13 protein-coding genes are annotated in these 22,855 nt (G+C 65.5%); 11 read left to right on the forward strand and 2 right to left on the reverse strand.

The window, feature by feature from the left end:
• Positions 1-40 precede the first annotated feature (40 nt).
• The 6 genes from JQ507_25420 to JQ507_25445 all read left to right on the forward strand — a co-directional run bounded on the left by JQ507_25420 (position 41) and on the right by JQ507_25445 (position 7,622).
• Positions 41-2,887 carry a bifunctional transaldolase/phosoglucose isomerase gene (locus tag JQ507_25420; protein ID QRI68246.1) on the forward strand — a complete coding sequence of 949 codons (2,847 nt, stop codon included), beginning with the start codon at positions 41-43 and terminating at the stop codon, positions 2,885-2,887.
• 12 nt (positions 2,888-2,899) lie between these two features.
• Entirely contained in the window at positions 2,900-3,883 is a 984-nt protein-coding gene (gene gnd, locus JQ507_25425; GenBank protein QRI68247.1) for a decarboxylating 6-phosphogluconate dehydrogenase, read from the forward strand.
• Between the two features lie 99 nt (positions 3,884-3,982).
• On the forward strand, positions 3,983-5,521 hold the full coding sequence (locus JQ507_25430) for a glucose-6-phosphate dehydrogenase (GenBank protein ID QRI68248.1): 1,539 nt from the start codon (positions 3,983-3,985) through the stop codon (positions 5,519-5,521).
• 2 nt (positions 5,522-5,523) lie between these two features.
• Positions 5,524-6,276 (forward strand): 6-phosphogluconolactonase, encoded by a 753-nt coding sequence (gene pgl, locus JQ507_25435; GenBank protein ID QRI68249.1) that lies wholly within the window; start codon positions 5,524-5,526, stop codon positions 6,274-6,276.
• Between the two features lie 54 nt (positions 6,277-6,330).
• Complete coding sequence (locus JQ507_25440) at positions 6,331-6,819, forward strand: gluconokinase (protein QRI73511.1); 489 nt, start codon at positions 6,331-6,333, stop codon at positions 6,817-6,819.
• The gene (locus JQ507_25445) at positions 6,816-7,622 is read left to right on the forward strand and encodes a Cof-type HAD-IIB family hydrolase (GenBank protein ID QRI68250.1); all 807 of its coding nucleotides are present in this window, start codon (positions 6,816-6,818) and stop codon (positions 7,620-7,622) included. The genes JQ507_25440 and JQ507_25445 overlap by 4 nt, the downstream gene beginning before the upstream one ends.
• Positions 7,623-7,638: 16 nt before the next feature.
• Here JQ507_25445 and JQ507_25450 read toward each other — a convergent pair whose 3' ends face one another.
• Positions 7,639-9,447, reverse strand: a complete 1,809-nt coding sequence (locus JQ507_25450; protein QRI68251.1) for a glycoside hydrolase family 15 protein — start codon at positions 9,445-9,447, stop codon at positions 7,639-7,641.
• An 18-nt stretch (positions 9,448-9,465) separates the two neighbouring features.
• Positions 9,466-11,412 (reverse strand): 4-alpha-glucanotransferase, encoded by a 1,947-nt coding sequence (malQ, locus tag JQ507_25455; GenBank protein ID QRI68252.1) that lies wholly within the window; start codon positions 11,410-11,412, stop codon positions 9,466-9,468.
• Positions 11,413-11,615: 203 nt separating this feature from the next.
• Here malQ and JQ507_25460 point away from each other — a divergent pair, with 203 nt between their 5' ends.
• Genes JQ507_25460 through treZ form a run of 5 tightly spaced genes read left to right on the forward strand, consistent with a single transcriptional unit; the run spans position 11,616 to position 22,852 of the window.
• Positions 11,616-13,565 (forward strand): alpha-1,4-glucan--maltose-1-phosphate maltosyltransferase, encoded by a 1,950-nt coding sequence (locus JQ507_25460; GenBank protein QRI68253.1) that lies wholly within the window; start codon positions 11,616-11,618, stop codon positions 13,563-13,565.
• A 10-nt stretch (positions 13,566-13,575) separates the two neighbouring features.
• A complete protein-coding gene (gene treS / locus JQ507_25465; protein QRI68254.1) occupies positions 13,576-16,884 on the forward strand; it encodes a maltose alpha-D-glucosyltransferase in 3,309 nt (1,102 codons plus the stop codon).
• A complete protein-coding gene (glgB, locus tag JQ507_25470; protein ID QRI68255.1) occupies positions 16,881-19,028 on the forward strand; it encodes a 1,4-alpha-glucan branching protein GlgB in 2,148 nt (715 codons plus the stop codon). The genes treS and glgB overlap by 4 nt, the downstream gene beginning before the upstream one ends.
• 3 nt (positions 19,029-19,031) lie before the next feature.
• Entirely contained in the window at positions 19,032-21,104 is a 2,073-nt protein-coding gene (gene glgX / locus JQ507_25475) for a glycogen debranching protein GlgX (GenBank protein QRI68256.1), read from the forward strand.
• Positions 21,101-22,852: a malto-oligosyltrehalose trehalohydrolase gene (gene treZ, locus JQ507_25480; GenBank protein QRI68257.1), complete on the forward strand. Its 1,752-nt coding sequence runs from the start codon at positions 21,101-21,103 to the stop codon at positions 22,850-22,852. Before glgX ends, treZ begins: the two co-directional genes overlap by 4 nt.
• The last annotated feature ends 3 nt before the right edge of the window (positions 22,853-22,855 follow it).

Raw genomic sequence — 22,855 nt, forward strand, 5'->3', positions numbered from 1 at the left:
ACCCAAAAACCGACCCTCGATCGAACGAGAACAGGCACCCATGAACCCCGTCAAAGAACTCGAAAATCACCGCCAGGCCGTCTGGCTGGACTTCCTCGCCCGCGGCTTCGTCGCCAAGGGGGATCTGAAGCGGCTGATCGAGACCGACGGCGTCAAGGGGGTGACCTCCAACCCCTCGATCTTCGAGAAGGCGATCGGCTCTTCGGACGAGTATGACGGGGCGATCGGCCAGGCGCTCAAGAAGGGCGACCGCTCGGTCGCCGACCTGTTCGAGCACCTTGCTGTCGTGGATATCCAGCATGCCGCCGATGTGCTGCGCCCGGTCTACGACCACAGCCACGGCGGCGACGGCTTCGTCAGCCTCGAAGTGTCGCCCTATCTGGCGATGGACACCAAGGGCACGATCGTGGAGGCCGAGCGGCTCTGGAAGGACGTCCATCGCAAGAACCTGATGGTCAAGGTGCCGGCGACGCCGGAAGGCCTGCCGGCGATCGAGTATCTGATCGGCGAAGGCATCAGCATCAACATCACGCTGCTGTTCTCCCAGGAGGTCTACCGCCAGGTTGCCGAGGCCTATCTCAAGGGCCTGGAGAAGTACGTCGCCAAGGGCGGCGACCCCTCCCATGTCGCGAGCGTCGCCAGCTTCTTCGTCAGCCGCATCGACTCTGCCGTCGACAAGCAGCTCGACGAGAAGATCGCGCGCGCCAACGATCCCTTAGAAAAGGAGCGGCTTGCCGCGCTGAAGGGCAAGGTCGCGATCGCGAACGCAAAGCTCGCCTACCAGGACTACAAGCGCCTGTTCTCGGGCGCGCGCTGGGATAAGCTCGCGAAGAAGGGCGCCAAGCCGCAGCGGCTGCTGTGGGCGTCCACCGGCACCAAGAACAAGGACTACAGCGACGTGCTCTATGTCGAGGAGCTGATCGGCCCCGACACCGTCAACACCGTGCCGCCGGCCACGCTCGACGCCTTCCGCGATCACGGCAAGGTCCGCGACAGCCTGGAGGAGAATGTCGAGGCGGCCCGCCGCGTGCTGGAGGAGCTGGAGCGGTCCGGCATCTCGCTCGATGCGATCACCGAGGAGCTGGTCAAGGACGGCGTCAAGCTGTTCGCCGACGCGGCTGACAAGCTGTACGGCGCGGTTGCCCACAAGCGCGCCACCTCGCTCGGCGGCGGCATCGACCACCAGAAGCTGGCGCTCGGCGCCGGCATCGCGAAGGCGGTCGAGAAGAGCGCCGAGGAATGGCGCGCCTCGGCCAAGATTCGCAGGCTCTGGCACAAGGACAAGTCGGTCTGGACCGGCGATGACGAGGACAAATGGCTGGGCTGGCTGACCAGCGCCGCAACCGCCGATGTCACCGACTACGAGGATTTCGCCAAGCGCGTGAAAGGCCAGAGCTTCACCGACGCCGTCGTGCTCGGCATGGGCGGATCGAGCCTCGGGCCGGAGGTGCTGGCGCAGACCTTCCCGCACAAATCCGGCTTCCCGCGGCTGCACGTGCTCGATTCGACTGATCCGGCGCAGGTGCGCGCGATGGAGGAGTATGTCGACATCGCCAAGACGCTGTTCATCGTGTCCTCCAAATCCGGCGGCACCACCGAGCCGAACGTGATGAAGGACTATTTCTTCGACCGGGTCGCCAAGGCGATCGGCAAGGACAAGGCCGGCCACCGCTTCATCGCGGTGACCGATCCGGGCTCCTCGCTGCAGAAGGTCGCGATCAAGCAGGGCTTTGCCCGGATCTTCTACGGGGACCCGGCGATCGGCGGCCGCTATTCCGTGCTGTCGCCGTTCGGCCTGGTGCCGGCGGCCGCAGCGGGCATCGACGTCCGCAGCCTGCTCGGCCACACCCTCGCCATGGTGCGCTCCTGCGGCGCCGACGTGCCGCCGCAGGAAAATCCGGGCGTCCAGCTTGGATTGGCGATGGGCATCGCCGGCCTCGAAGGCCGCGACAAGGTGACGCTGTTCGCCTCACCCGACGTCGCCGATTTCGGCGCCTGGGCCGAGCAGCTGATCGCGGAATCCACCGGCAAGGACGGCAAGGGCCTGGTCCCGATCGAGGGCGAAACCATCGGCGACGCCGCGGTCTACGGCAACGACCGCTTCTTCATCGACCTCCGCACCGAACGCGAGCACGATGCCGCGCATGAGGCAAAACTAGCGGCGCTCGAGGCCGCCGGCCATCCGGTGGTCCGGATCGTGATGAAATCGATCGACCATATCGGCCAGGAGTTCTTCCGCTTCGAGATCGCAACTGCGGTGGCCGGCTCGATCCTCGGCATCAACCCGTTCAACCAGCCCGACGTCGAGGCCGCCAAGATCAAGACGCGCGAGCTGACCGCGGCGTTCGAGAAGACCGGCGCGCTGCCGGCCGAGCAGCCGGTGGTGTCGGCCGATGGGGTCGAGCTCTACACCGACGCGCAGAACGCCGAGGAGCTGCGCAAGGCGGGCGCCAACGGCGATCTCAATTCGTGGATCAAGGCCCACCTGTCGCGCTCCGGCCGCGGCGACTATGTCGCCCTGCTCGCCTATATCGAGCGCGACGGCGACACCATCGACGCGATGCAGGCGATGCGGCTGAAGCTGCGTGATGCAAAGCACCTTGCGACCTGCGCCGAGTTCGGCCCGCGCTTCCTGCATTCGACCGGGCAGGCCTACAAGGGCGGCCCCGACAGCGGCGTGTTCCTGCAGGTCACGACCGACGATAGCCAGGACCTGGCGGTGCCCGGCCAGAAGGCGAGCTTCGGCGTCATCAAGGCGGCGCAGGCGCGCGGCGATTTCGACGTGCTCACCGAGCGCGGCCGGCGGGCGCTGCGCGTGCATCTCAAGGGCGACCTCAACTCCGGGCTTGCGGCACTCGACGCCGCGATCTCGGCCGCACTGAACTGACGGAGGCGCGCGATGCAACTCGGCATGATCGGCCTCGGGCGGATGGGCGGCAACATCGTCCGCCGCCTGATGAGCAACGGCCACACCACCGTGGTCTACGACAAGGACCCCAAGGCAGTCGCCGCGCTGGTCGCGGACAATGCCACCGGCGCCTCTTCGCTTGAGGATTTCGTCCTCAAGCTGGAAGCGCCGCGCACCGCCTGGGTGATGCTGCCGGCCGGCAAGATTACCGAAGCCACCATCGAGGCGCTGTCGAAGCTGATGCAGCCCGGCGACGTCATCATCGACGGCGGCAACACCTTCTGGCAGGACGACGTCCGCCGCGGCAAGGCGCTCAGGGAGCGCGGACTGCATTACGTCGATGTCGGCACCAGCGGCGGCATCTGGGGCATCGAGCGCGGCTACTGCATGATGATCGGCGGCGACAAGCCCGTGGTCGACCGGCTCGACCCGATCTTCAAGACGCTGGCGCCCGGCATCGGCGACATCCCGCGCACCCAGGGACGCGAGGGCCGCGACCCGCGCATCGAGCAGGGCTATATCCACGCCGGTCCCGTCGGCGCCGGGCATTTCGTCAAGATGATCCACAACGGCATCGAATACGGCCTGATGCAGGCCTATGCCGAAGGCTTCGACATCCTGAAGAACGCCAACATCGAGGCATTGCCGGCGGAGCATCGCTTCGATCTCGACATCGCCGACATCGCCGAAGTCTGGCGGCGCGGCAGCGTGATCCCGTCCTGGCTGCTCGACCTCACCGCCTCGGCGCTGGCGCAGAACCACACGCTCGACAACTACTCCGGCTTTGTCGAGGATTCCGGCGAAGGCCGCTGGACCGTCAATGCCGCGGTCGACGAGGCGGTGCCGGCCGAGGTGCTGACGGCCGCGCTCTACACCCGCTTCCGCTCGCGCAAGGATCATACCTTCGCGGAGAAGATCCTCTCGGCGATGCGCGCAGGTTTTGGCGGCCACAAGGAGCCGCCGAAGAAGGCTTAAAGGCGTTTTCGAGCGGGGCCTGTCCCGCACTTGATGCGGGATGGACACCGGTTCGCGTGAAGAAAGCGCGTCAAAACGAAATCTGGAGTCCACGTTTCGATGCAATCGGAACGGGGGCTCGAGACGATTACCACGGAAGGTCACGTGCAGAAGAAACCCGATCCTTGCTCCTTCATCATCTTCGGCGCCACCGGTGATCTGACCCATCGCCTGGTCGTCCCGGCGCTCTACAATCTCGCCGCCGGCAACCTGCTGCCGGACAAATTCTGCGTCGTCGGCATCGTCCGCAAGGGCATGTCGAGCGAGCAGCTCAGCGACAGCCTGATGCAGGGGCTGCGCAAGTTCGCCACCCGCCCGGTAGACGAGGCGATCGCGAAGCGGCTGTTTGAATGCGTCACCTCGGTCGAGGCCGATCCACGCGATCCCGCGTCGTTCGACGCGATGAACGAACGGCTCGACAAGCTGGAAAAGGCGCGCGGCACCGGCGGCAACCGGCTGTTCTATCTTGCGACCCCGCCGAGCGCCTTCCTGCCGATCAGCGAGCAACTCGGTCGCACCGGCATGCTGGAGGAAAACGGCGCCTGGCGGCGGTTGATCATCGAAAAGCCGTTCGGGACCGACCTGGCATCGGCCCGGGCGTTGAATGCCGCGCTGCTGAAGCTGATGGACGAGCACCAGATCTACCGGATCGACCATTACCTCGGCAAGGAAACCGTCCAGAACATCCTGGTGCTGCGTTTCGCCAACGGCATGTTCGAGCCGATCTGGAATCGCAACCACATCGACCACATCCAGATCACGGTGGACGAGAAGCTCGGCGTCGGCCATCGCGGCAGCTTCTATGACGCAACCGGCGCGTTGCGCGACATGGTGCCGAACCATCTGTTCCAGCTGCTGTCGCTGGTGGCGATGGAGCCGCCGGCGCGCTTCGACGCCCACGCGGTGCGCTCGGAAAAGGCTGAGGTGCTGAGCGCGATCCAGATCCAGAGCGAGCAGGAAGCGCTGTCCAACTCGGTGCGCGGCCAGTATCGCACCGGCCGGGTCGGCGACACCGAGATCGAGGACTATCTCAAGACACCGGATGTCAAGCCGAACAGCTCGACCGAAACCTATGCCGCGCTGAAGCTGACCATCGACAATTGGCGCTGGGCCGGCGTGCCGTTCTATCTGCGTACCGGCAAGGCGCTGACCGCCAAGCGCACCGAGATCGCGATCAAGTTCAAGCAGGCGCCGTTCGCGATGTTCCGCGACACCGCGGTCGACCGCCTGTCGCAGAATTACCTGGTCATCTCGACCGAGCCGACCGAAGGCATCGAGCTGCAGTTCAACACCAAGGTGCCTGGCCCGGCCATCAACATCGACGGCGTCGAGATGAAGTTCCGCTACAAGGACTACTTCAAGGCCGAGCCGTCGACCGGTTACGAGACGCTGATCTATGACTGCATGATCGGCGACAATTTGCTGTTCCAGCGCGCCGACAGTGTCGAGGCCGGATGGCAGGCGGTGCAGCCCTTCATCGACGCCTGGAGAACGGCCGGCGGGCGCGGCCTGCAACCCTACAAGGCCGGCAGCGAGGGCCCGGAGGCCGCCAACGCGCTGCTGACGCGCGACGGCCGCAGCTGGCGGAAGCTGGGCTGAGCATGACCACGAGCGGCGAGCGCAAGATCATCACGGTCGCCGATCCGGCGGCGCTGGCGAAGACGGCCGCCGAACGGGTGATCGCGCGGATCGCCGGGAATCCCGGCTGGATCGCGGTCTGCCTCACCGGCGGCTCCAGTCCGAAGGCGCTCTACCAGCTGCTGGCGACGCCGGACTATCGCGAGCTGATCCCGTGGGACCGTATCCACTGGTTCATCGGCGACGAGCGCCTGGTGCCGCGCAAGGACAAGCTGCACAACATGAGCATGGCGCGCCAGGCCTTCCTCGACCGCTGCGCCCCGGCTGCGAATGTCCACCCGATCGCAACCGACACCGCCGACCTCAGGGATCCCGACGTCAGCGCGGCGCTGTACGAGAACGAGCTGATGGCGTTCTACGGCGCCGAGCAGCTCGACCCGCAGCGGCCGCTGTTCGACCTGGTGCTGATGGGCATCGGGCCTGACGGTCACACCGCCTCGCTGTTTCCCGGCTATCCCGCGGTCGAAGAAACCCGACGCTGGGTGGTCGGAGTGCCCAAGGCCAATGTCGAGCCGTTCGTGCCGCGCGTCTCCTTGACGCTGCCTGCCCTCGCCTCCTGCCGCGAGATGCTGTTCGAGGTGGCCGGTGAAAACAAGCGTGCGATCTTGACGCGCCTGTTCGCAGGCGAGAACCTGCCGGCAAACCGCGCACGATCGCTGGGCGAAACCGTCTGGCTGATCGATCAGGCGGCGCTGCCGGAGAATTTTCCTGGATGACTTTGCTGGGTGACCACCTTGGGTGACAGGCAAAATCCCTGCGCGCTGGTCGTCATGGGTGTCTCCGGCTCAGGCAAGAGCACCATCGCCGACCGCCTCGCGATCCGGATCGGCTGGCGCTATGAGGACGGCGACGGCTTCCATCCGCCGAGCAATGTCGCAAAGATGCATTCCGGCCAGCCGCTCACCGACGAGGATCGCTGGCCCTGGCTGCGCGCGATCGCCGCCGAGATCGATCGCACCTGTAGCGTCCGCGAACGCGCCGTGATCGCCTGCTCGGCGCTGAAGCGCAGCTATCGCGACATCCTGGTGCATGGCCGCGACGACGTCCGCATCATCTTCCTCGACGGCACCCAGGAGCTGATCGCGACGCGGCTGGCCGCGCGCAAGGATCATTTCATGCCGCCCGGACTTCTTGCGAGCCAGTTCAAGACACTGGAGCCGCCGACGCCGGACGAACGCCCGATCATTGTTGCGATCGACCGTTCGGTCGACACCATCATCGAAGACATCGTCAATCAATTGAAGCTGGACCGCCCATGAATCGTATCGCCCTTGTCGTATCCGATGTCGACGGCACATTGCTCACCAAGGACAAGACCCTGACCGACGGCGCCCTGACGGCGGTGCGCAAGCTCCACGAGGCCGGCATCGGCTTCACCATCGTCTCCAGCCGGCCGACGATCGGGATGGGCTTCCTGGTCGCGCCGCTCGCGATCACGCTGCCGATCGGCGCCTTCAACGGTTCATCGATCGTCGATCCGCAATTGAAGCCACTCGAACAGCATCTGATCCCCGCCGCGACAGCCAAGCGCTGCATCGACCTGCTCCGCGAGCGTGGCATCGACATCTGGCTGTTCACCAACGACCGCTGGCTGACCCGCAATCCCAACGGCGAATACAACGCGCATGAAAAGCGCGCGATCAAGCACGATCCGACCATCGTCGATGACTTCGCGCCTTATCTCGACCAGGCCTGCAAGATCGTCGGTGCCAGCTCGGATGCGCCGCTGCTGCAACGCTGCGAAGCCGACATGCAGCAGATGGTCGGCCATGATGCGACCGCGGTGCGCTCGCAGACCTACTATCTCGACGTCACCCCGCCCGGCCATGACAAGGGCACCTTCGTCGAAGGCATCGCCAAGCGCCTCGGCGTGCCGCTGGAGAATGTCGCCACGATCGGCGACATGCAGAACGACCTGCCGATGTTCGCAAGAAGCGGCGTCTCCTTTGCGATGGGCAATGCCAGCGACGACGTCAAGGCACACGCCACGCATGTCACCGAGACCAACGAGCACGACGGCTTCGCGCGCGCGATGGATGTCGTGCTGACGACCGGCCGTTAAGGCGCGAGAGGGAGAATCAGGTCGACCGCTGCACCGCGGGCTTCCCGGCACCGGCGCTGGCGGCGCTGAGATTGTGCGCGGTGTTGATCAGCGCGATATGGGTCAGCGCCTGCGGGAAGTTGCCGGTCTGCCGGCCGGCTCGAGAGTCGAACTCCTCCGCCAGGAGGCCGAGATCGTTGGCAACCGCCACCACGCGATCGAACATGGCCTGCGCCTTGTCGACATCTCCGGCGAGCACATGGGAGTCGGCGAGCCACAGGCTGCAGGCCAGGAACGCACCCTCGATCGGCTGGATCTCATCGGACACCTCGCGCGGATCGTGCCGCAGCACAAAGCCGTCGCGCATCATGTGCCGCTCGACCGCCGCGATGGTGCCGCGGATGCGCGGATCGTCCGGCGGCAGGAAGCCGACCGACGGCAGCAGCAGCAGGCTGGCGTCGAGCAGCTTTGAGCCATAGCTTTCGACGAAGCTGTTGAGATCGGGATCGAAGCCGCGTCGGCAAACGTCGCGATGGATCGCCTCGCGCAGCACCCGCCATTTCACCAGCGGCGCCTTGAAGCCGAACCGCTCGGCACTCTTGATGGCGCGGTCGAAGGCAACCCAGCACATCACCTTGGAGAACACGTAGTGCCGGGGCGCGCCGCGACGCTCCCAGATGCCGTGGTCGGGCTGGTCCCAGACCTCGGCGAGGTGAGCGACGACGGTGCATTCCAGCGACCAGCTCTCCTCGTCGAGCTTGAGCTTGGCCATGCGGGATTGATGGAAGGCGTCGATCAGTTCGCCGTAGACGTCGAGCTGAAGCTGCGCATGCGCGGCGTTACCGACACGGACCGGCTGCGCCCCTTCATAGCCGGGCAGCCATCCGGCCTCCCATTCCAGCAGGCGGCGCTGACCGAGGATGCCGTACATGATCTGCATGTTGGCCGGCGCGCCGGCGGCGGCCCGCAGCAGCCAATTGTGCCAGGCCGCCGCTTCCTCGGTGTAGCCCGAATTCATCAGCGCCAGCAGCGTGAAGGTGGCGTCGCGCAGCCAGCAGAACCGGTAGTCCCAGTTGCGCGCGCCGCCGAGCTTCTCCGGTAATGACGTGGTCGGCGCGGCGACGATGCCGCCGGTCGGCCTGAAGGTCAGCGCCTTCAGCGTGATCAGCGAGCGCATCACGAGGCCGCGCAGATCTCCGCCGTCATAGGTCGAGCGGCTGCACCATTCTCGCCAATAGTCTTCGGTGTCCTTCAGCGCAGCCTCGGGATCGATCGGTTCCGGCACCGGCTGAAAGGACGCTCCGTAGGTCAGGACGAACGGCACGGTGTCGCCCTCGCCGACTTCGAAATCGGCGATCGTGGTCAGGTCCTTGCCGCGGGTCTCGACCGGCGTGCGCAGCACGGTCATGTCCTGCCCGCTGATCGCCAGCAGCCCGCCGCCGTCCGGGTTCTTCTTCACCCAGGGAACATCGACCCCGAAGCCGAAGCGGATCACGAGCTCCATGTGCATCTTGACGCGGCCGCTGATGCCGCGAACTAGGCGGACCACGTCGGAGGCATGGCCGCGCGGCGGCATGAAGTCGATCAGTTCAACCACGCCGCCGTTGGTCTCGAACCGCGTCTCCAGGATCAGCGTATCGTCTCGATAGCGGCGCGAGGTCCGCTTGATCGTCTCGGCTGGCGCCAGCAGCCAGCGGCCATTGCGCGAGGTGCCGAGCAGCGCCGCGAAGCAGGCATCGGAATCGAACGCCGGCCAGCACAGCCAGTCAATCGAGCCGTCGCGGCCGACCAGCGCCGCGGTCTCGCAATCACCGATCAGTCCGTAGTCTTCGATCCGGGAAGCCACGCGCCGTGCTCCGCGTTGTCAGGCATGCGACCGCTCGCGGGTTGCGCGCTTGAGCGCGTCGATATCGATCGCCGACGCGAGATGCTCGATCGAGACCGGCAGCCGCTGCTTCCAGTTCGGATGCTCGTAGACGGTGCCGGGGATGTTCGGTTGCTCGACGATGCCGAGCAGGTCCTCCATCGAGACCGCCAATATCCGCGATCGCGTCCGCGCCATGAAGCCCACCACCGAGTAGAAATCGTTGTGGTGGATGTCGAGCCGGCGCAGCACGTCGTCGAGACGGCCGAGCGCGTCCCAGCGCCCCTGGTCGGTCTCGCCGGGATCGATCCCGAGCGCGCGCTTGGTTTTGAGATCGCTGAACGAGCGCCAGCCGGCATAGGTCGAGAGGTCGTGGGTGTTGAAGGTGACCAGCGCGTCCGGCAGATAATAGTCGGCGTTGCGGAACACGCCCTGGTCGTCGGTCTCGAACATCATCACCAAATAGGACCAGATGCCCCAGCCGTTCATCTGTTCGCGGAATCCCGGCGGCACGGTGCCGAGATCCTCACCGATCACGACACAACGGCTGGCTGCGCTCTCCTGCGCGGTCGCCGCCAAGAGCGCCTCGAACGGCATCAGCACATAGGCGCCGTTGGCCGGGCCGAAGCCGCGCGGCACGAGATAAAGCCGCTTCAGCCCGAAGGCGTGGTCGAGCCGGATTGCGCCGGCGTGGTGCATGGAGGCGCGCAGCATCTGCCGGAACGGTTCGAACGACCGCTGTTCGAGACCCGCGGCATTGAAGCCGGCGAGTCCCCAGTCCTGGCCGGCGGTGTTGAGCGGGTCCGGCGGCGCGCCGACGCCAAGATGGCGCGAGATCGCGGTCTGCTCATTCCAGGCATCGAACCCATCCGACTGCACGCCGACCGCGACGTCGAGATAGAGCCCGACCCGCATCCCGAGCTTGTGCGCGAGTCCCTGGCAGGCGCCGAGCTGGCGGTCGGCGGTCCATTGCACGAATTCGACGAACTCGACCTCGGCGGCGGTGTCGCGCGCCCAGCGCAATTTCGTGCACGCCGCATCGTCGGGCTGCCGCCAGTCGTCCGGCCACTCCCACCACGGCGTGTTGAACTTGTGCCGCACCACCTCGAAACAAGCGAAGCGCGACAGCAGCGTGCCCTGCTCCTTGCGGTAGGCCTCGAAATCCTGCCAGCGCCCGAGGCCGGGATTGGCCTTGAAGGCCGCGAAGGCCGCGCGCAGCGCCGGCCATTTCAGCGCCGCGACGCCGACATAGTCGACCATGTCGCGGCTGCGCAGCTGCGCCAGCGCGGCCTGCGTCGCCGCATCGACGCGATATTCGGGAATCTTCTCGACGTCGATATAGAGCGCGTTGAGGAACAGCCGGCTGTTCGGCGAATACGGGCTGCAATCGCCCGGCCGGTCGTCGAACAACGCATGCAACGGATTGAGCCCGATGCCATCGGCACCGAGCCGATGCGCGAATGCGAGCAGGCCCTCCAGATCTGTGAAGTCGCCGATGCCCCAGTTGCGCGCGGACCGCACGCCGTAGAGCTGGACCGCGATCACCCAGCAGCGATCGAACGCGCCGCCGAACGCACGGTCCGGCGCCACCAGCAACGGCAGCTCCTCACTGCCGGATGCATCCTTGAGCTGCAAGCGATGCACGCCCTCGGGCAGGCCGGCCGGCCACGTCACGCTCCGCTCACGTGCCTCGCCTTGCGCGAGCACCGCGCTGCCGCTGGAGAGCTTCCATTGCACCGGCAGCCGGGCCGCCTCGGAGAGCTGCGTCTGACCGCCATGGCCGCCTCGGACGACCACGGGGTCGATGACGATCCGCCGCGGCGTGTGGGGCGGCAGCGCGGCAAGGATCGCTGTCAGCGCCTCCGGGGTTGTCACACGGCGGTGACCGCTCCCATCGATATACTCGGTCTGGATTCCCAGGCTCTGGGCTTTGGCGTAAAGGTCCATTCGGCACGCTGCTTGCTCGCAACGGTATCGGGATCGTTGCTAAATTGTACTGATACGGGAAAGGAATAGTTGATGTTCAACGCTCTACCCTATCAAGCGTTCCCGCCGGGAACCATTGTCCGGCGAGCGGCTTTCTATCTGGGTCTGGCGCGCCTCCTTCCCGGCGTCGAGACGTCATTTGCATTCTCAATGGCGGCATCACCGTGAACAAAACCCTCCGGCCTGTCGAGAGTGCCCATGGCACTTTTCATGTCACCGATGTCTATCCGTCGGTCGATGGCGGCCGCTTCCCGGTCAAGCGTATCGCCGGCGAGCCGGTCGAGGTGTGGGCCGACATCTACCGGGACGGACATGATGTAATATCGGCGGCATTGGTGTGGCGACGCGAAGGCGACGACGCATGGCAGTCCGCTCCGATGACGCCGCACAGCGACGACCGCTGGGGCGGCGCCTTCGTGCCCGAGCGGCCGGGACGCTACACATTCGCGATCGAGGCTTGGACCGACCAATTCGCCAGCTGGCGGCACCGCTTTGTGCAGAAGCAGCGCGACGGCAGCGACCACACGCTGGACGCGCTCGAGGGCGCCGGCATGCTGACCCAGGCGCAGGCAGGCGGACCTGCCGCGGCTGCCGTGATCATCAAACAATGTGAAATCTTTCTGCAGACCGGCGAGCCGGGCGCCCTGCTTGCGCCCGAATTGCAGGCGGCGATGGCCGGCAGCCAGTTTCGCCGCGACCTGATGCGATCGCAGCCCTATCCCCTCACCGCCGACCGTCCGCGGGCACGCAGCGGCGCGTGGTACCAGATGTTTCCGCGTAGCCAAGGCCGGACGTCAGGCGTGCACGCGACTTTCAACGATTGCATCGCGCGGCTGCCCGATATCGCCGCGATGGGCTTTGACGTCGTGCTGCTGGCACCGATCCACCCGATCGGACAGACGCATCGCAGGGGCCGCAACAACGCTGCAATCGCGCAGGCTGGCGATCCCGGCAGTCCTTATGCCATCGGTTCGACCGAAGGCGGCCACGACGCGGTGCACCCCGAGCTCGGCACGCTCGACGACTTCCGCGCGTTCGTTGTGGCATGCAAGGCGCACGGCCTCGAGGTCGCGCTCGATTTCGCCGTGCAATGCTCGCCCGATCATCCCTGGCTGACCGAGCATCCGGAATGGTTCAAGCGGCGTCCGGACGGATCGATGCGCGCGGCCGAACACCCCCCGCAGCGCTGGGACGACGTGGTCACTCCGGATTTCGGGTCCGAGGATGCCGGCGCGTTGTGGCATGCGCTGCGCGATGTCGTGCTGTTCTGGGTCGAGCAGGGCGTGAAAATCTTCCGGGTCGACAATCCGCACACCAAGCCGCTGGCATTCTGGGAATGGCTGATCCGCGAGGTGCAGGATCGCGATGCCGACGTGCTGTTCCTGTCGGAAGCCTTCGCACGGCCGAAACTGATGAAAGGCCTCGCCAAGCTCGGCTTCTCGCAGTCCTATACTTACTTCACCTGGCGCACGCAGCGCGCCGAGCTCGAGCAGTATCTCGGCGAGTTGACCTCGTATCCCGAGCGTGACTTCTTTCGGCCGAATTTCTTCGCCAACACACCGGACATCCTGCCCTTCCACCTGCAAAGCGGCGAATCCTGGATGTTCAAGTCGCGTCTCGCGCTGGCCGCGACGCTCTCAAGCAGCTACGGCATGTACAGCGGCTTCGAGTTGCTCGAGCACGCGCCGGTGCCCGGCCGCGAGGAGTATCTCAACTCCGAGAAGTACGAGATCAAGGTGCGCGACTGGGACAAGCCGGGGAACATCAAGCTCTACATTGCAACCCTCAACCAGATCAGGCGCAACAATCCGGCCCTGCAACAATTCGCCAATCTGCGCTTTATCAATGTCGGTGACGGCGGCGTGATCGGCTTCGTCAAGGAGGCGGCCGATCAGGGCAATGTGATCGCGGCCGCGATTGCACTGTCGTCAGAACCGCGCGAGGTCTGGCTTCCGCTCGGCGACGTCATGCTCGGCCGCGGCGATGACCGCCGCCCCGCCACGGACGTGGAAGACCTTGTCACCGGCGAGCGTCATGCGCTCGAATGGGGAGGCATCCGCCTGCGTCTCGATCCTGCGCGCGATCCCGCGTTGCTGTTGCGCTGTGTCGCCTGAAGGAGCCGTCATGAACGTATTCTCCTCCGTCAACGCCGAGGCGAAGGTCGCGACCGAGACCGCGGACCAGCTGTGGTACAAGGACGCGATCATCTACCAGCTGCACGTCAAGGCGTTCGCCGACAGCAACAATGACGGCATCGGCGACTTCACCGGGCTGACGGAGAAGCTCGGCTATTTGCAGGAGCTCGGTGTCACCGCGCTGTGGCTGCTGCCGTTCTATCCCTCGCCCGGCCGCGACGACGGCTACGACATCGGCGATTACGGCGACATCAATCCCGATTTCGGGACCATGAAGGACTTCAAGCGCTTCATCCAGGAAGCCAAGAAGCGCGGCCTGCGCGTCATCACCGAGCTCGTCATCAACCACACCTCGGACCAGCATGCCTGGTTCAAGCGCGCGCGCCGCAGCCCGCCGAATTCGAGCGCGCGCAGCTGGTACGTCTGGAGCGATACCGACCAGAAGTACCTCGATACACGTATCATCTTCACCGATACCGAGAAGTCGAATTGGACCTGGGATCCGGAGGCCGGCCAGTTCTACTGGCACCGCTTCTTCTCGCACCAGCCGGACCTCAATTTCGACAATCCGCGCGTGGTGCGGGCCATCGTGCAGGTGATGAAGCGCTGGCTCGACACCGGCGTCGACGGCTTCCGGCTCGACGCCATTCCCTATCTGTGCGAGCGCGACGGCACCAACAACGAGAACCTGCCGGAGACGCATGCCATCATCAAGCGGCTGCGCCAGGAACTCGATGCCTATGCCAAGGGCAAGATCCTGCTGGCCGAGGCCAATCAATGGCCGGAGGACGTGCAGGAATATTTCGGCCATGGCGACGAATGCCACATGGCCTATCACTTTCCGCTGATGCCGCGCATCTACATGGCGATCGCGCAGGAAGACCGCTTTCCGATCACCGACATCTTGAGGCAGACGCCCGACATCCCGGCGGCGTGCCAATGGGCGCTGTTCCTGCGCAATCACGACGAGCTGACCCTGGAAATGGTCACCGACGTCGAGCGCGACTATCTATGGTCGACCTACGCCAACGATCCACGCGCCCGCATCAATGTCGGCATCCGCCGCCGTCTTGCGCCGCTGATGGACAATGACCGGCGCAAGATCGAGCTGATGAATTCGCTCTTGCTGTCGTTCCCCGGCACGCCGATCATCTATTACGGCGACGAGATCGGCATGGGCGACAACATCTATCTCGGCGACCGCAACGGCGTGCGGACGCCGATGCAATGGTCGCCGGACCGCAATGGCGGCTTCTCGCGCGCCGATCCGGCGCGGCTCTACGCGCCGATGATCATGGACCCGGTCTACGGCTACGAATCCGTCAATGTCGAGGCGCAGTCGCGCAGCCTGTCGTCGCTGCTGTCGGCGACCAAGAGGCTGATCGCGGTGCGCAAGTCGACGCTGGCCTTCGGGCGCGGCACCATGACCTTCATCCGCCCGGAAAACCGCTCGGTGCTCGCCTATGTCAGGCAGTATCAGGGCGAGGTCATCCTCTGCGTCGCCAATTTGTCGCGCTCGGCGCAGGCGACCGAGCTCGACCTCTCCGCCTTCAAGGACCGCATCCCGCTCGAAATGCTCGGGCGCACGCGCTTCCCCGCGATCGGCGAGCTGCCCTATATGATCACGCTGGCGCCCTACGGCTTCTACTGGTTCCAGTTGCAGGAGCGCGACAAGTCCGAGCCGGTGACGCCGCGCGCGGTGCCGGAATTCGAGACCCTGGTGGTGCCGCTGAATTCGACCTGGACGTCGCTGGCGCGGGAGCGCGGCGTGTTCGAGCACGACGTGCTGCCCGGCCATCTGGCCCGGATGCGCTGGTACCCGGAGCATTCCGCCAAGGCGATCCAGCCGACGCTGGTGGCGGCGATCCCGTTCTGCGACGTCGGCGACAACCGGCCCTGGCTGATCTTCTTCGAAACCACCGAACGCGGCACCACCAGCCGCTACGTGCTGCCGATGCAGATTGAATGGGTGCGGTTCGACCGCGAACGCTACAACCCGCGCGCTTTCGCCGCCGTGCGCCAGGGCGCGCGCGAGGGCACGCTGCTCGACGTCGCCACCGACCAGATCTTCACCGGCCTGTTCCTGCGCAATTTGCGCGAAAACCTCACGGTCGATGAAGGCGAGCAGGGCCTGAAGCTCGAATTCCGGCCGACCAGCCGCTTCTCCGACCGGCCGGTACGGCAGCCCGAGCGCATCCGCGTGTTCGAGAACGATCAGCCGCATTCGACCGCGCTGGTCGACAATGAATATGTCACCAAGATCTACCGCAAGCTCGAAGTCGGCATCAATCCGGAGATCGAGATGGGCCGCTTCCTCACCGAAGTGGTCAACTTTCCGAACACCCCGGCCCTGCTCGGCACCTCTGAACTGGTCGAGGGCGACAAGCGCAGCGCGATCGCGGTGCTGCATGCGATGGTGGTCAACCAGGGCGACCTATGGACCGTGGCCGCCTCGCACCTCGACCGCCTCGTCGAACGGCAGCGCCTGCTCGCCGCGAGCGAAGGCCCCGCCGAGAACGGCGGCGATCAGGCAACCTATCTGCGCCACATGGCGCATGCCGGAAAGCGTCTCGCCGAGCTGCACATCGCGCTCGCCAGCAACCGGGATCTGCCCGAGTTCGCCCCCGAGCCGACCAGGTCCGAGGACCTGCAGCGCTGGATCGACGAGATCGTGGCGCGCGCCGAGCGCGTGTTCGACACGCTGAAGCAGCGCCGCAGTTCCCTGAAGGAGGCCGAGCGGCTGCTGGCCGATCAATTGCAGGCCCAGCACGATATGCTGCCGGAGCGGCTCAAGGCGCTGCTGCCGCGCGACACTGACGGGTTCAACATCCGCCACCATGGCGACCTGCATCTCGGCCAGCTGCTGGTGGTCAAGGACGACGTCTTCATCATCGATTTCGACGGCGGACCGGGCCGCACCATCGCCGAGCGGCGCCGCAAGGCCCCGCCTGCGCGAGACGTCGCCGGCCTGATCCGCTCGATCGACTATGCCGCGACCGCGGCGCTGGAACGGGCGCTCAAAGTTTTCCCCGACGAGAGCGGCAGGTTAAGCCTCGCTCTGGCCGAATGGCGCGACCAGGCAGCGGATACCCTGCTGGCGGCCTACCGCGTGACCATGGCCGGGCAGCGGCTTTGGCCCAATGAGGCCAAGGCGGCCGACCGCCTGCTCAACTTTTTCCTGCTTGAGAAAGCCTTCTACGAGATCGAGTATGAGTTGGCCAACCGCCCGGATTGGCTCCGCGTCCCGCTGACTGGCCTGTTGAGACTTCTGGCGCAACAGCCGCATGAGGTTGCATGAACAAACTGCCCGCCGAGGCCTATGCCATCATCGAGGGTCGCCACTCCGATCCGTTCCACTATCTCGGCCTGCACGCCGAGGGGGATCGCAACGTCGTGCGCGCCTTCCTGCCTGATGCCACCAATGTCGAGGCGATCGGCGAGCATGGCGAAACCGCACCGCTGGCGCGGATCCATGATGCCGGCCTGTTCGCGGGCCCCCTGCCGAACGGCTCGACGCGCTACCAGCTCCGCGCCCGATTCGGCGACAACGTCGTCGAGCTGGAGGACGCCTACCGCTTTCCGCCGATCCTGAGCGATTTCGATCTCTATCTGCTCGGCGAAGGCACGCATCAGCGGGTTTACGACACGCTCGGTGCGCATCCGATGACGCTCGACGGTGTCGACGGCATCGGCTTCGTGGTGCTAGCGCCGAATGCGCGGCGAGTCAGCGTGGTCGGCGACTTCAATTTCTGGGATGGACGGCGGCATCCGATGCGGGTGCGCGGCCCCGGCTATTGGGAGCTGTTCATCCCGCGGGCACGGGTCGGCGACCACTACAAGTTCGAGATCATCGGGCGCAACGGCCAGCATCTGCCGCTGAAGTCTGATCCGCTGGCGTTTGCCGCCGAGGTACGGCCGAAGACCGCCTCGATCGTGATCGACGAGCGCAAGATCCCGCATCCGCGTCCGGCGCCCGATCGCGTCAACGCACTGAGCTCGCCGATGTCGATCTACGAGGTGCATCTCGGCTCGTGGCGCCGCAAGGGCCGCAATGAGTGGCTGACCTATCGCGAGATGGCCGAGCAGTTGCCGGCCTATGCCAGCGACATGGGTTTCACCCATCTCGAGTTCCTGCCTATATCAGAGCATCCGTTCGACGGCTCCTGGGGCTACCAGCCGACCGGGATGTTCGCGCCGACCAGCCGCTTCGGCTCGCCGGACGATTTCGCCGCGCTGATCGACGCCTGTCACGGCGCCGGCCTCGCCGTGCTGCTCGATTGGGTCCCCGGGCATTTCCCCGACGATCCGCATGGCCTCGGCAATTTCGACGGCACCGCGCTCTACGAGCACGCCAATCCGCTGCAGGGCCGCCACCTCGACTGGGGCACCTTGATTTACAATTACGGGCGCACCGAGGTCACCAATTTCCTGGTGTCGAACGCGCTGTTCTGGCTCGACCGCTACGGCGTCGACGGGCTGCGGGTCGATGCCGTCGCTTCGATGCTCTACCTCGACTACAGCCGTCCGGCCGGCGGCTGGATCCCGAACAAATATGGCGGCCGCGAGAACATCGAGGCGATCGATTTCCTGCGCCGCTTCAACACCGAGCTGTTCGCACACTTCCCGCAGGCGACGACCGCGGCGGAGGAGTCCACTGCCTGGCCGCAGGTGTCGCGTCCGGTCGAATATGGCGGGCTCGGCTTCGGCTACAAGTGGAACATGGGCTGGATGCACGACACGCTGAAATACATCGGCAAGGACCCGATTCACCGCAAGCACCATCACGGCGACATCCTGTTCGGCCTGCACTACGCCTTTTCGGAGAACTTCATCCTGCCGCTGTCCCACGACGAGGTCGTGCACGGCAAGCGCTCGATCCTCGGCCGCATGCCCGGCGACGACTGGCAGCGCTTCGCCAATCTGCGCGCCTATTACAGCTTCATGTTCGGCCATCCCGGCAAGAAGCTGATGTTCATGGGCTGCGAGTTCGGCCAGGAGCGCGAGTGGAATCACGACTACTCGATCGATTGGCATCTGCTGCAACAGCCGAAGCACAGCGGCATCCAGAACCTGGTCCGCGACCTCAACCGGCTCTACCGCGCGCTGCCGGCGCTGCATGAGCTCGACTGCGACCAGGCCGGGTTCGAATGGGTCATAACCGACGATGCCAACAACAATGTGTTCGCCTGGATCCGCAAGGGCAATGATGCGCGCGCACGCTGCCTCGTGGTCGTGAATTTCTCGCCCAACGTCTATCGCAATTATCGCGTCCGCGTGCCGTTCGCCGGCAAATGGCACGAGGTGTTCAACTCGGATTCCTCGCATTACGGCGGCACCAATGTCGGCAATATCGGCGAGGTCCGTGCTTCCGAGGGCGCCACGCCCGAGCTGAGCCTGACCATCCCGCCGCTGGCAGCGATCTTCCTCGTACCGGAAAGCTAGCTCATGCGTCTGACCGGGGGAACGTCCGCACGGCTCGGTGCAAGCTGGGACGGCAGAGGCACCAATTTTGCGCTGTTCTCGGCGAATGCGGAGAAGGTCGAGCTGTGCCTGTTCGACGGCCAGGGACGCCGCGAGCTCGAGCGGATCGAGATGCCGGAGCGTACCGAGGACGTCTGGCACTGCTATCTCAATGACGTCTCGCCGGGCCAGCTCTACGGCTACCGCGTCTACGGGCCCTACGCGCCGGAACGGGGTCACCGCTTCAACGCCAACAAGCTGCTGCTCGATCCCTACGCCAAGCGGCTCGCCGGACGGCTGGTGTGGAGCGACGCGCATTTCGCCTATCGCACCGGCAGTGCGCGCGAGGATCTTTCCTTCGACCGGCGCGACAACGCCCGCGGCATGCCGAAGGCGGTCGTGGTCGACGAGAGCTTCAACTGGGGCCGCCGCGAGATCCGGCCGCACGTTCCCTGGCAAGACACCATCATTTACGAGGCCCACGTCAAGGGCCTGACCCAGAAGCGCGAGGACGTGCCGCCGAATTTGCGCGGCACTTATGGCGGCCTGTCCTCGCCTGCGATGATCGACCATCTCAAGCGGCTCGGCGTCACCACCATCGAGCTGTTGCCGATCCACGGCCTGATCGACGACCGCGTCCTGGTCGAGAAGAAGCTTTCGAATTACTGGGGCTACAACACCATCGCCTTCTTCGCGCCCGAGGCGCGTTACGCCCAGGAAAATGCGCTGGACTCGTTCCGTACGACAGTCGCACGACTGCACGATGCCGGCATCGAGGTGCTGCTCGACGTCGTCTACAACCACACCGCCGAGGGCAACCACATGGGCCCGACGCTGTGCTTCCGCGGCATCGACAATGCCTCCTACTACTGGCTGAACCGCGAGAACCCGCGCTTCTACGACGACTTCACCGGCTGCGGCAGCTCGGTCAACCTCACCCATCCGCGCGTGCTGCAGATGGTGATGGACTCACTGCGCTACTGGGTCGAGGTCTGCCATGTCGACGGCTTCCGCTTCGATCTCGCCACGACCCTCGCACGTGGGCCGAACGGATTCGATCGCAACCATCCCCTGCTCGCGGCGATCCGCCAGGACCCGGTGCTGGCGACCGCAAAAATGGTCGCCGAGCCTTGGGACCTCGGTCTCGGCGGCTACCAGGTCGGCGCCTTCCCGTCGCAATGGTCGGAGTGGAACGACCGCTATCGCAGCGCGATGCGGCGCTACTGGAGCGGCGAGGGCAGCCTGATCGGCGATATCTCCGGCCGCATGACCGCCTCCTCGGATCTGTTTCACCACGACAACCGCGCGACCCGCGCCAGCATCAATCACATCACGGTGCATGACGGCTTCACGCTCGCCGACCTGTTCAGCTACAACGAGAAGCACAACGAGGCCAATGGCGAGGACAATCGCGACGGCTCCAACGACAACCACAGCAACAATTGCGGTCATGAAGGCCCGACCGATGACCCAGCGATCATCGCGATGCGCCGCCAATTGCGGAAGAACGCGCTGGCTTGCCTGCTGCTCGCACAAGGCACGCCGCTGATACTTGCCGGCGACGAGGTCGCCAACACGCAAGGGGGCAACAACAACGCCTATTGCCAGGACAATGAGACCGGCTGGATCGGCTGGGAGAACCTCGGCACGGACGACGACGTCATCGATTTCATCGGTCATCTCACCGCACTGCGGCAGCGGTTCGGGCAGATCCGCTGCCAGAGCTGGCTCGACGGCCGCCGCGCCGACGGCAGCTACGGGGTACTCTGGCTGACGCCGGCGGCGGAGGAGATGAAGGAATCCGACTGGCAATTCCCGGAAAGCCGGTTCCTCGCCTACGTGCTGGGGCCGATGGAACAAGGACAGGCGCCGATCTTTATCGTGCTCAATGCCGCGCCGCAGGAGATCGTGTTCAGGATGCCGAGGATGGCCGAATACAAGAGCTGGCAGCAGGTTCTGAACACGACGAAGTCGGAGCAGACCGGTGACCAGATTGCGGCCGGCGCCGATACCACCGCACCGCCGCGTTCGGTGCTGGCATTTGCAGGCTCCGCATGAGCGCGCAGCATTTCGGACCCGAACTGACCGCTGATGGCGCGCGCTTTCGGCTCTGGGCGCCGGCGGCGAAGCGCGTCGACCTGCTGCTGGACAAGCCGCACGCGCTCACGCGCGATGCGGCCGGCTGGTACGTCGCCGAGATTCCGGGCACGCGCGACGGAACCCGCTACAAATTCCGCATCGATGACGAGGTCGACGTGCCCGACCCCGCCTCCGCGTTCCAGCCGGACGATGTGTTCGGCCCGAGCGAGGTGATCGATCACGCAGCCTTCAAATGGCGCGCGACGGGGTGGCGTGGACGTCCGTGGCACGAGGCCGTCATCCTCGAGGCCCATGTCGGCACCTTCACGCCGGACGGCACCTATCGCGCCATGATCGACAGGCTCGATCATCTGGTGGCAACCGGCATCACCGCGCTCGAACTGATGCCGCTGGCGGATTTCGCCGGCAAGCGCAACTGGGGCTATGACGGCGTGCTGTGGTATGCGCCCGACAGCGCCTACGGCAGGCCGGAGGACCTCAAGACCCTGATCGACGAGGCGCATCTGCGCGGGCTGATGGTGATGCTCGACGTGGTCTACAACCATTTCGGCCCCGAGGGGAATTACCTCGGCCGCTATGCGCCGAGCTTCTTCAGCGACGCGCATACGCCATGGGGCAGCGCGATCGATTATCGCGTGCCCGAAGTGCGCGCCTTTGCGATCGGCAGCGTCGTGAGCTGGCTGCGCGACTATCGCTTCGACGGCCTGCGGTTCGACGCCGTAAACACCATCGTCGAAGCCGGCGAAATCTCCATCCTGCACGACTTCAGCAAAGCCGCCGGCCAACTCGCGGCTGAGACCGGCCGCCAGATCAACCTCGTGCTCGAAAACGGCGACAACATCGCGAGCCTGCTCGATGATGCGGAGGACCCGCCGGATGGCAAGTTCCGTGGACAGTGGAATGACGACTACCACCACGCCTGGCATGTGCTGCTGACCGGCGAAAAGCAGGGCTATTATGGCGACTACCGGGCGCCGAAGCTGGACCTCGCGCGCGCGCTGTCATCGGGCTACATCTACCAGGGCGAAGTATCGGAGTTCTGGGGCGGCAAGGCCCGCGGCGAGCCGAGCGGCGCGCTGTCACCGACCTGCTTCATTAACTTCCTGCAGAATCACGACCAGATCGGCAACCGCCCGCTGGGCGACCGGCTCGAGAGCATTGCAAAACCCGAGGCGATCGAAGCCGCGCTCGCGGTCACGCTGATCGCACCCAACACGCCGATGCTGTTCATGGGCGAGGAATGGGGCGCGACGACCCCCTTCCCGTTCTTCTGCGATTTCAACGGCGACCTCGCCAATGCGGTCCGCGCCGGGCGGCGCCGCGAGTTCGCCTGGGCCTATGCCAAATATGGCGACGAGATTCCCGATCCGCTTATTGATGAGACAATGCAGTCGGCCGTGCTCGATTGGGCGGCGCTCGACCATGATCCGGCGCGTGCGCGGCTTGCGCTGGTGCGCGACCTGCTCGCCGTACGCCGGCGCGAGATCACGCCGCGGCTCCCAGGGGCAAGCTTCGGCGGCGACCGCGTCACGAGTGATCTCCTGACCGCGCATTGGCGGCTGGGCGATGGCCGCACGCTGTGGCTGACCGCCAATCTGTCCGATCGGGACATACCCGGCGCGCCGGAGCCGAAGGGAACTGCGATCTGGGGCCGCGCGTTGTCCGGCAACCTCCCCGGCTGGGCGGCGCGCTGGCACATCGGATAGCAC

The sequence above is a fragment of the Bradyrhizobium sp. PSBB068 genome (assembly GCA_016839165.1).
Classification (GTDB): domain Bacteria; phylum Pseudomonadota; class Alphaproteobacteria; order Rhizobiales; family Xanthobacteraceae; genus Bradyrhizobium.

Coding starts and splice junctions, on each gene's coding strand:
- JQ507_25420 (QRI68246.1), top strand. CDS start 41: ATGAACCCCGTCAAAGAACTCGAAAATCACCGCCAGGCCGTCTGGCTG.
- gnd (QRI68247.1), top strand. CDS start 2,900: ATGCAACTCGGCATGATCGGCCTCGGGCGGATGGGCGGCAACATCGTC.
- JQ507_25430 (QRI68248.1), top strand. CDS start 3,983: ATGCAATCGGAACGGGGGCTCGAGACGATTACCACGGAAGGTCACGTG.
- pgl (QRI68249.1), top strand. CDS start 5,524: ATGACCACGAGCGGCGAGCGCAAGATCATCACGGTCGCCGATCCGGCG.
- JQ507_25440 (QRI73511.1), top strand. CDS start 6,331: ATGGGTGTCTCCGGCTCAGGCAAGAGCACCATCGCCGACCGCCTCGCG.
- JQ507_25445 (QRI68250.1), top strand. CDS start 6,816: ATGAATCGTATCGCCCTTGTCGTATCCGATGTCGACGGCACATTGCTC.
- malQ (QRI68252.1), bottom strand. CDS start 11,412: ATGGACCTTTACGCCAAAGCCCAGAGCCTGGGAATCCAGACCGAGTAT.
- treS (QRI68254.1), top strand. CDS start 13,576: ATGAACGTATTCTCCTCCGTCAACGCCGAGGCGAAGGTCGCGACCGAG.
- glgB (QRI68255.1), top strand. CDS start 16,881: ATGAACAAACTGCCCGCCGAGGCCTATGCCATCATCGAGGGTCGCCAC.
- glgX (QRI68256.1), top strand. CDS start 19,032: ATGCGTCTGACCGGGGGAACGTCCGCACGGCTCGGTGCAAGCTGGGAC.
- treZ (QRI68257.1), top strand. CDS start 21,101: ATGAGCGCGCAGCATTTCGGACCCGAACTGACCGCTGATGGCGCGCGC.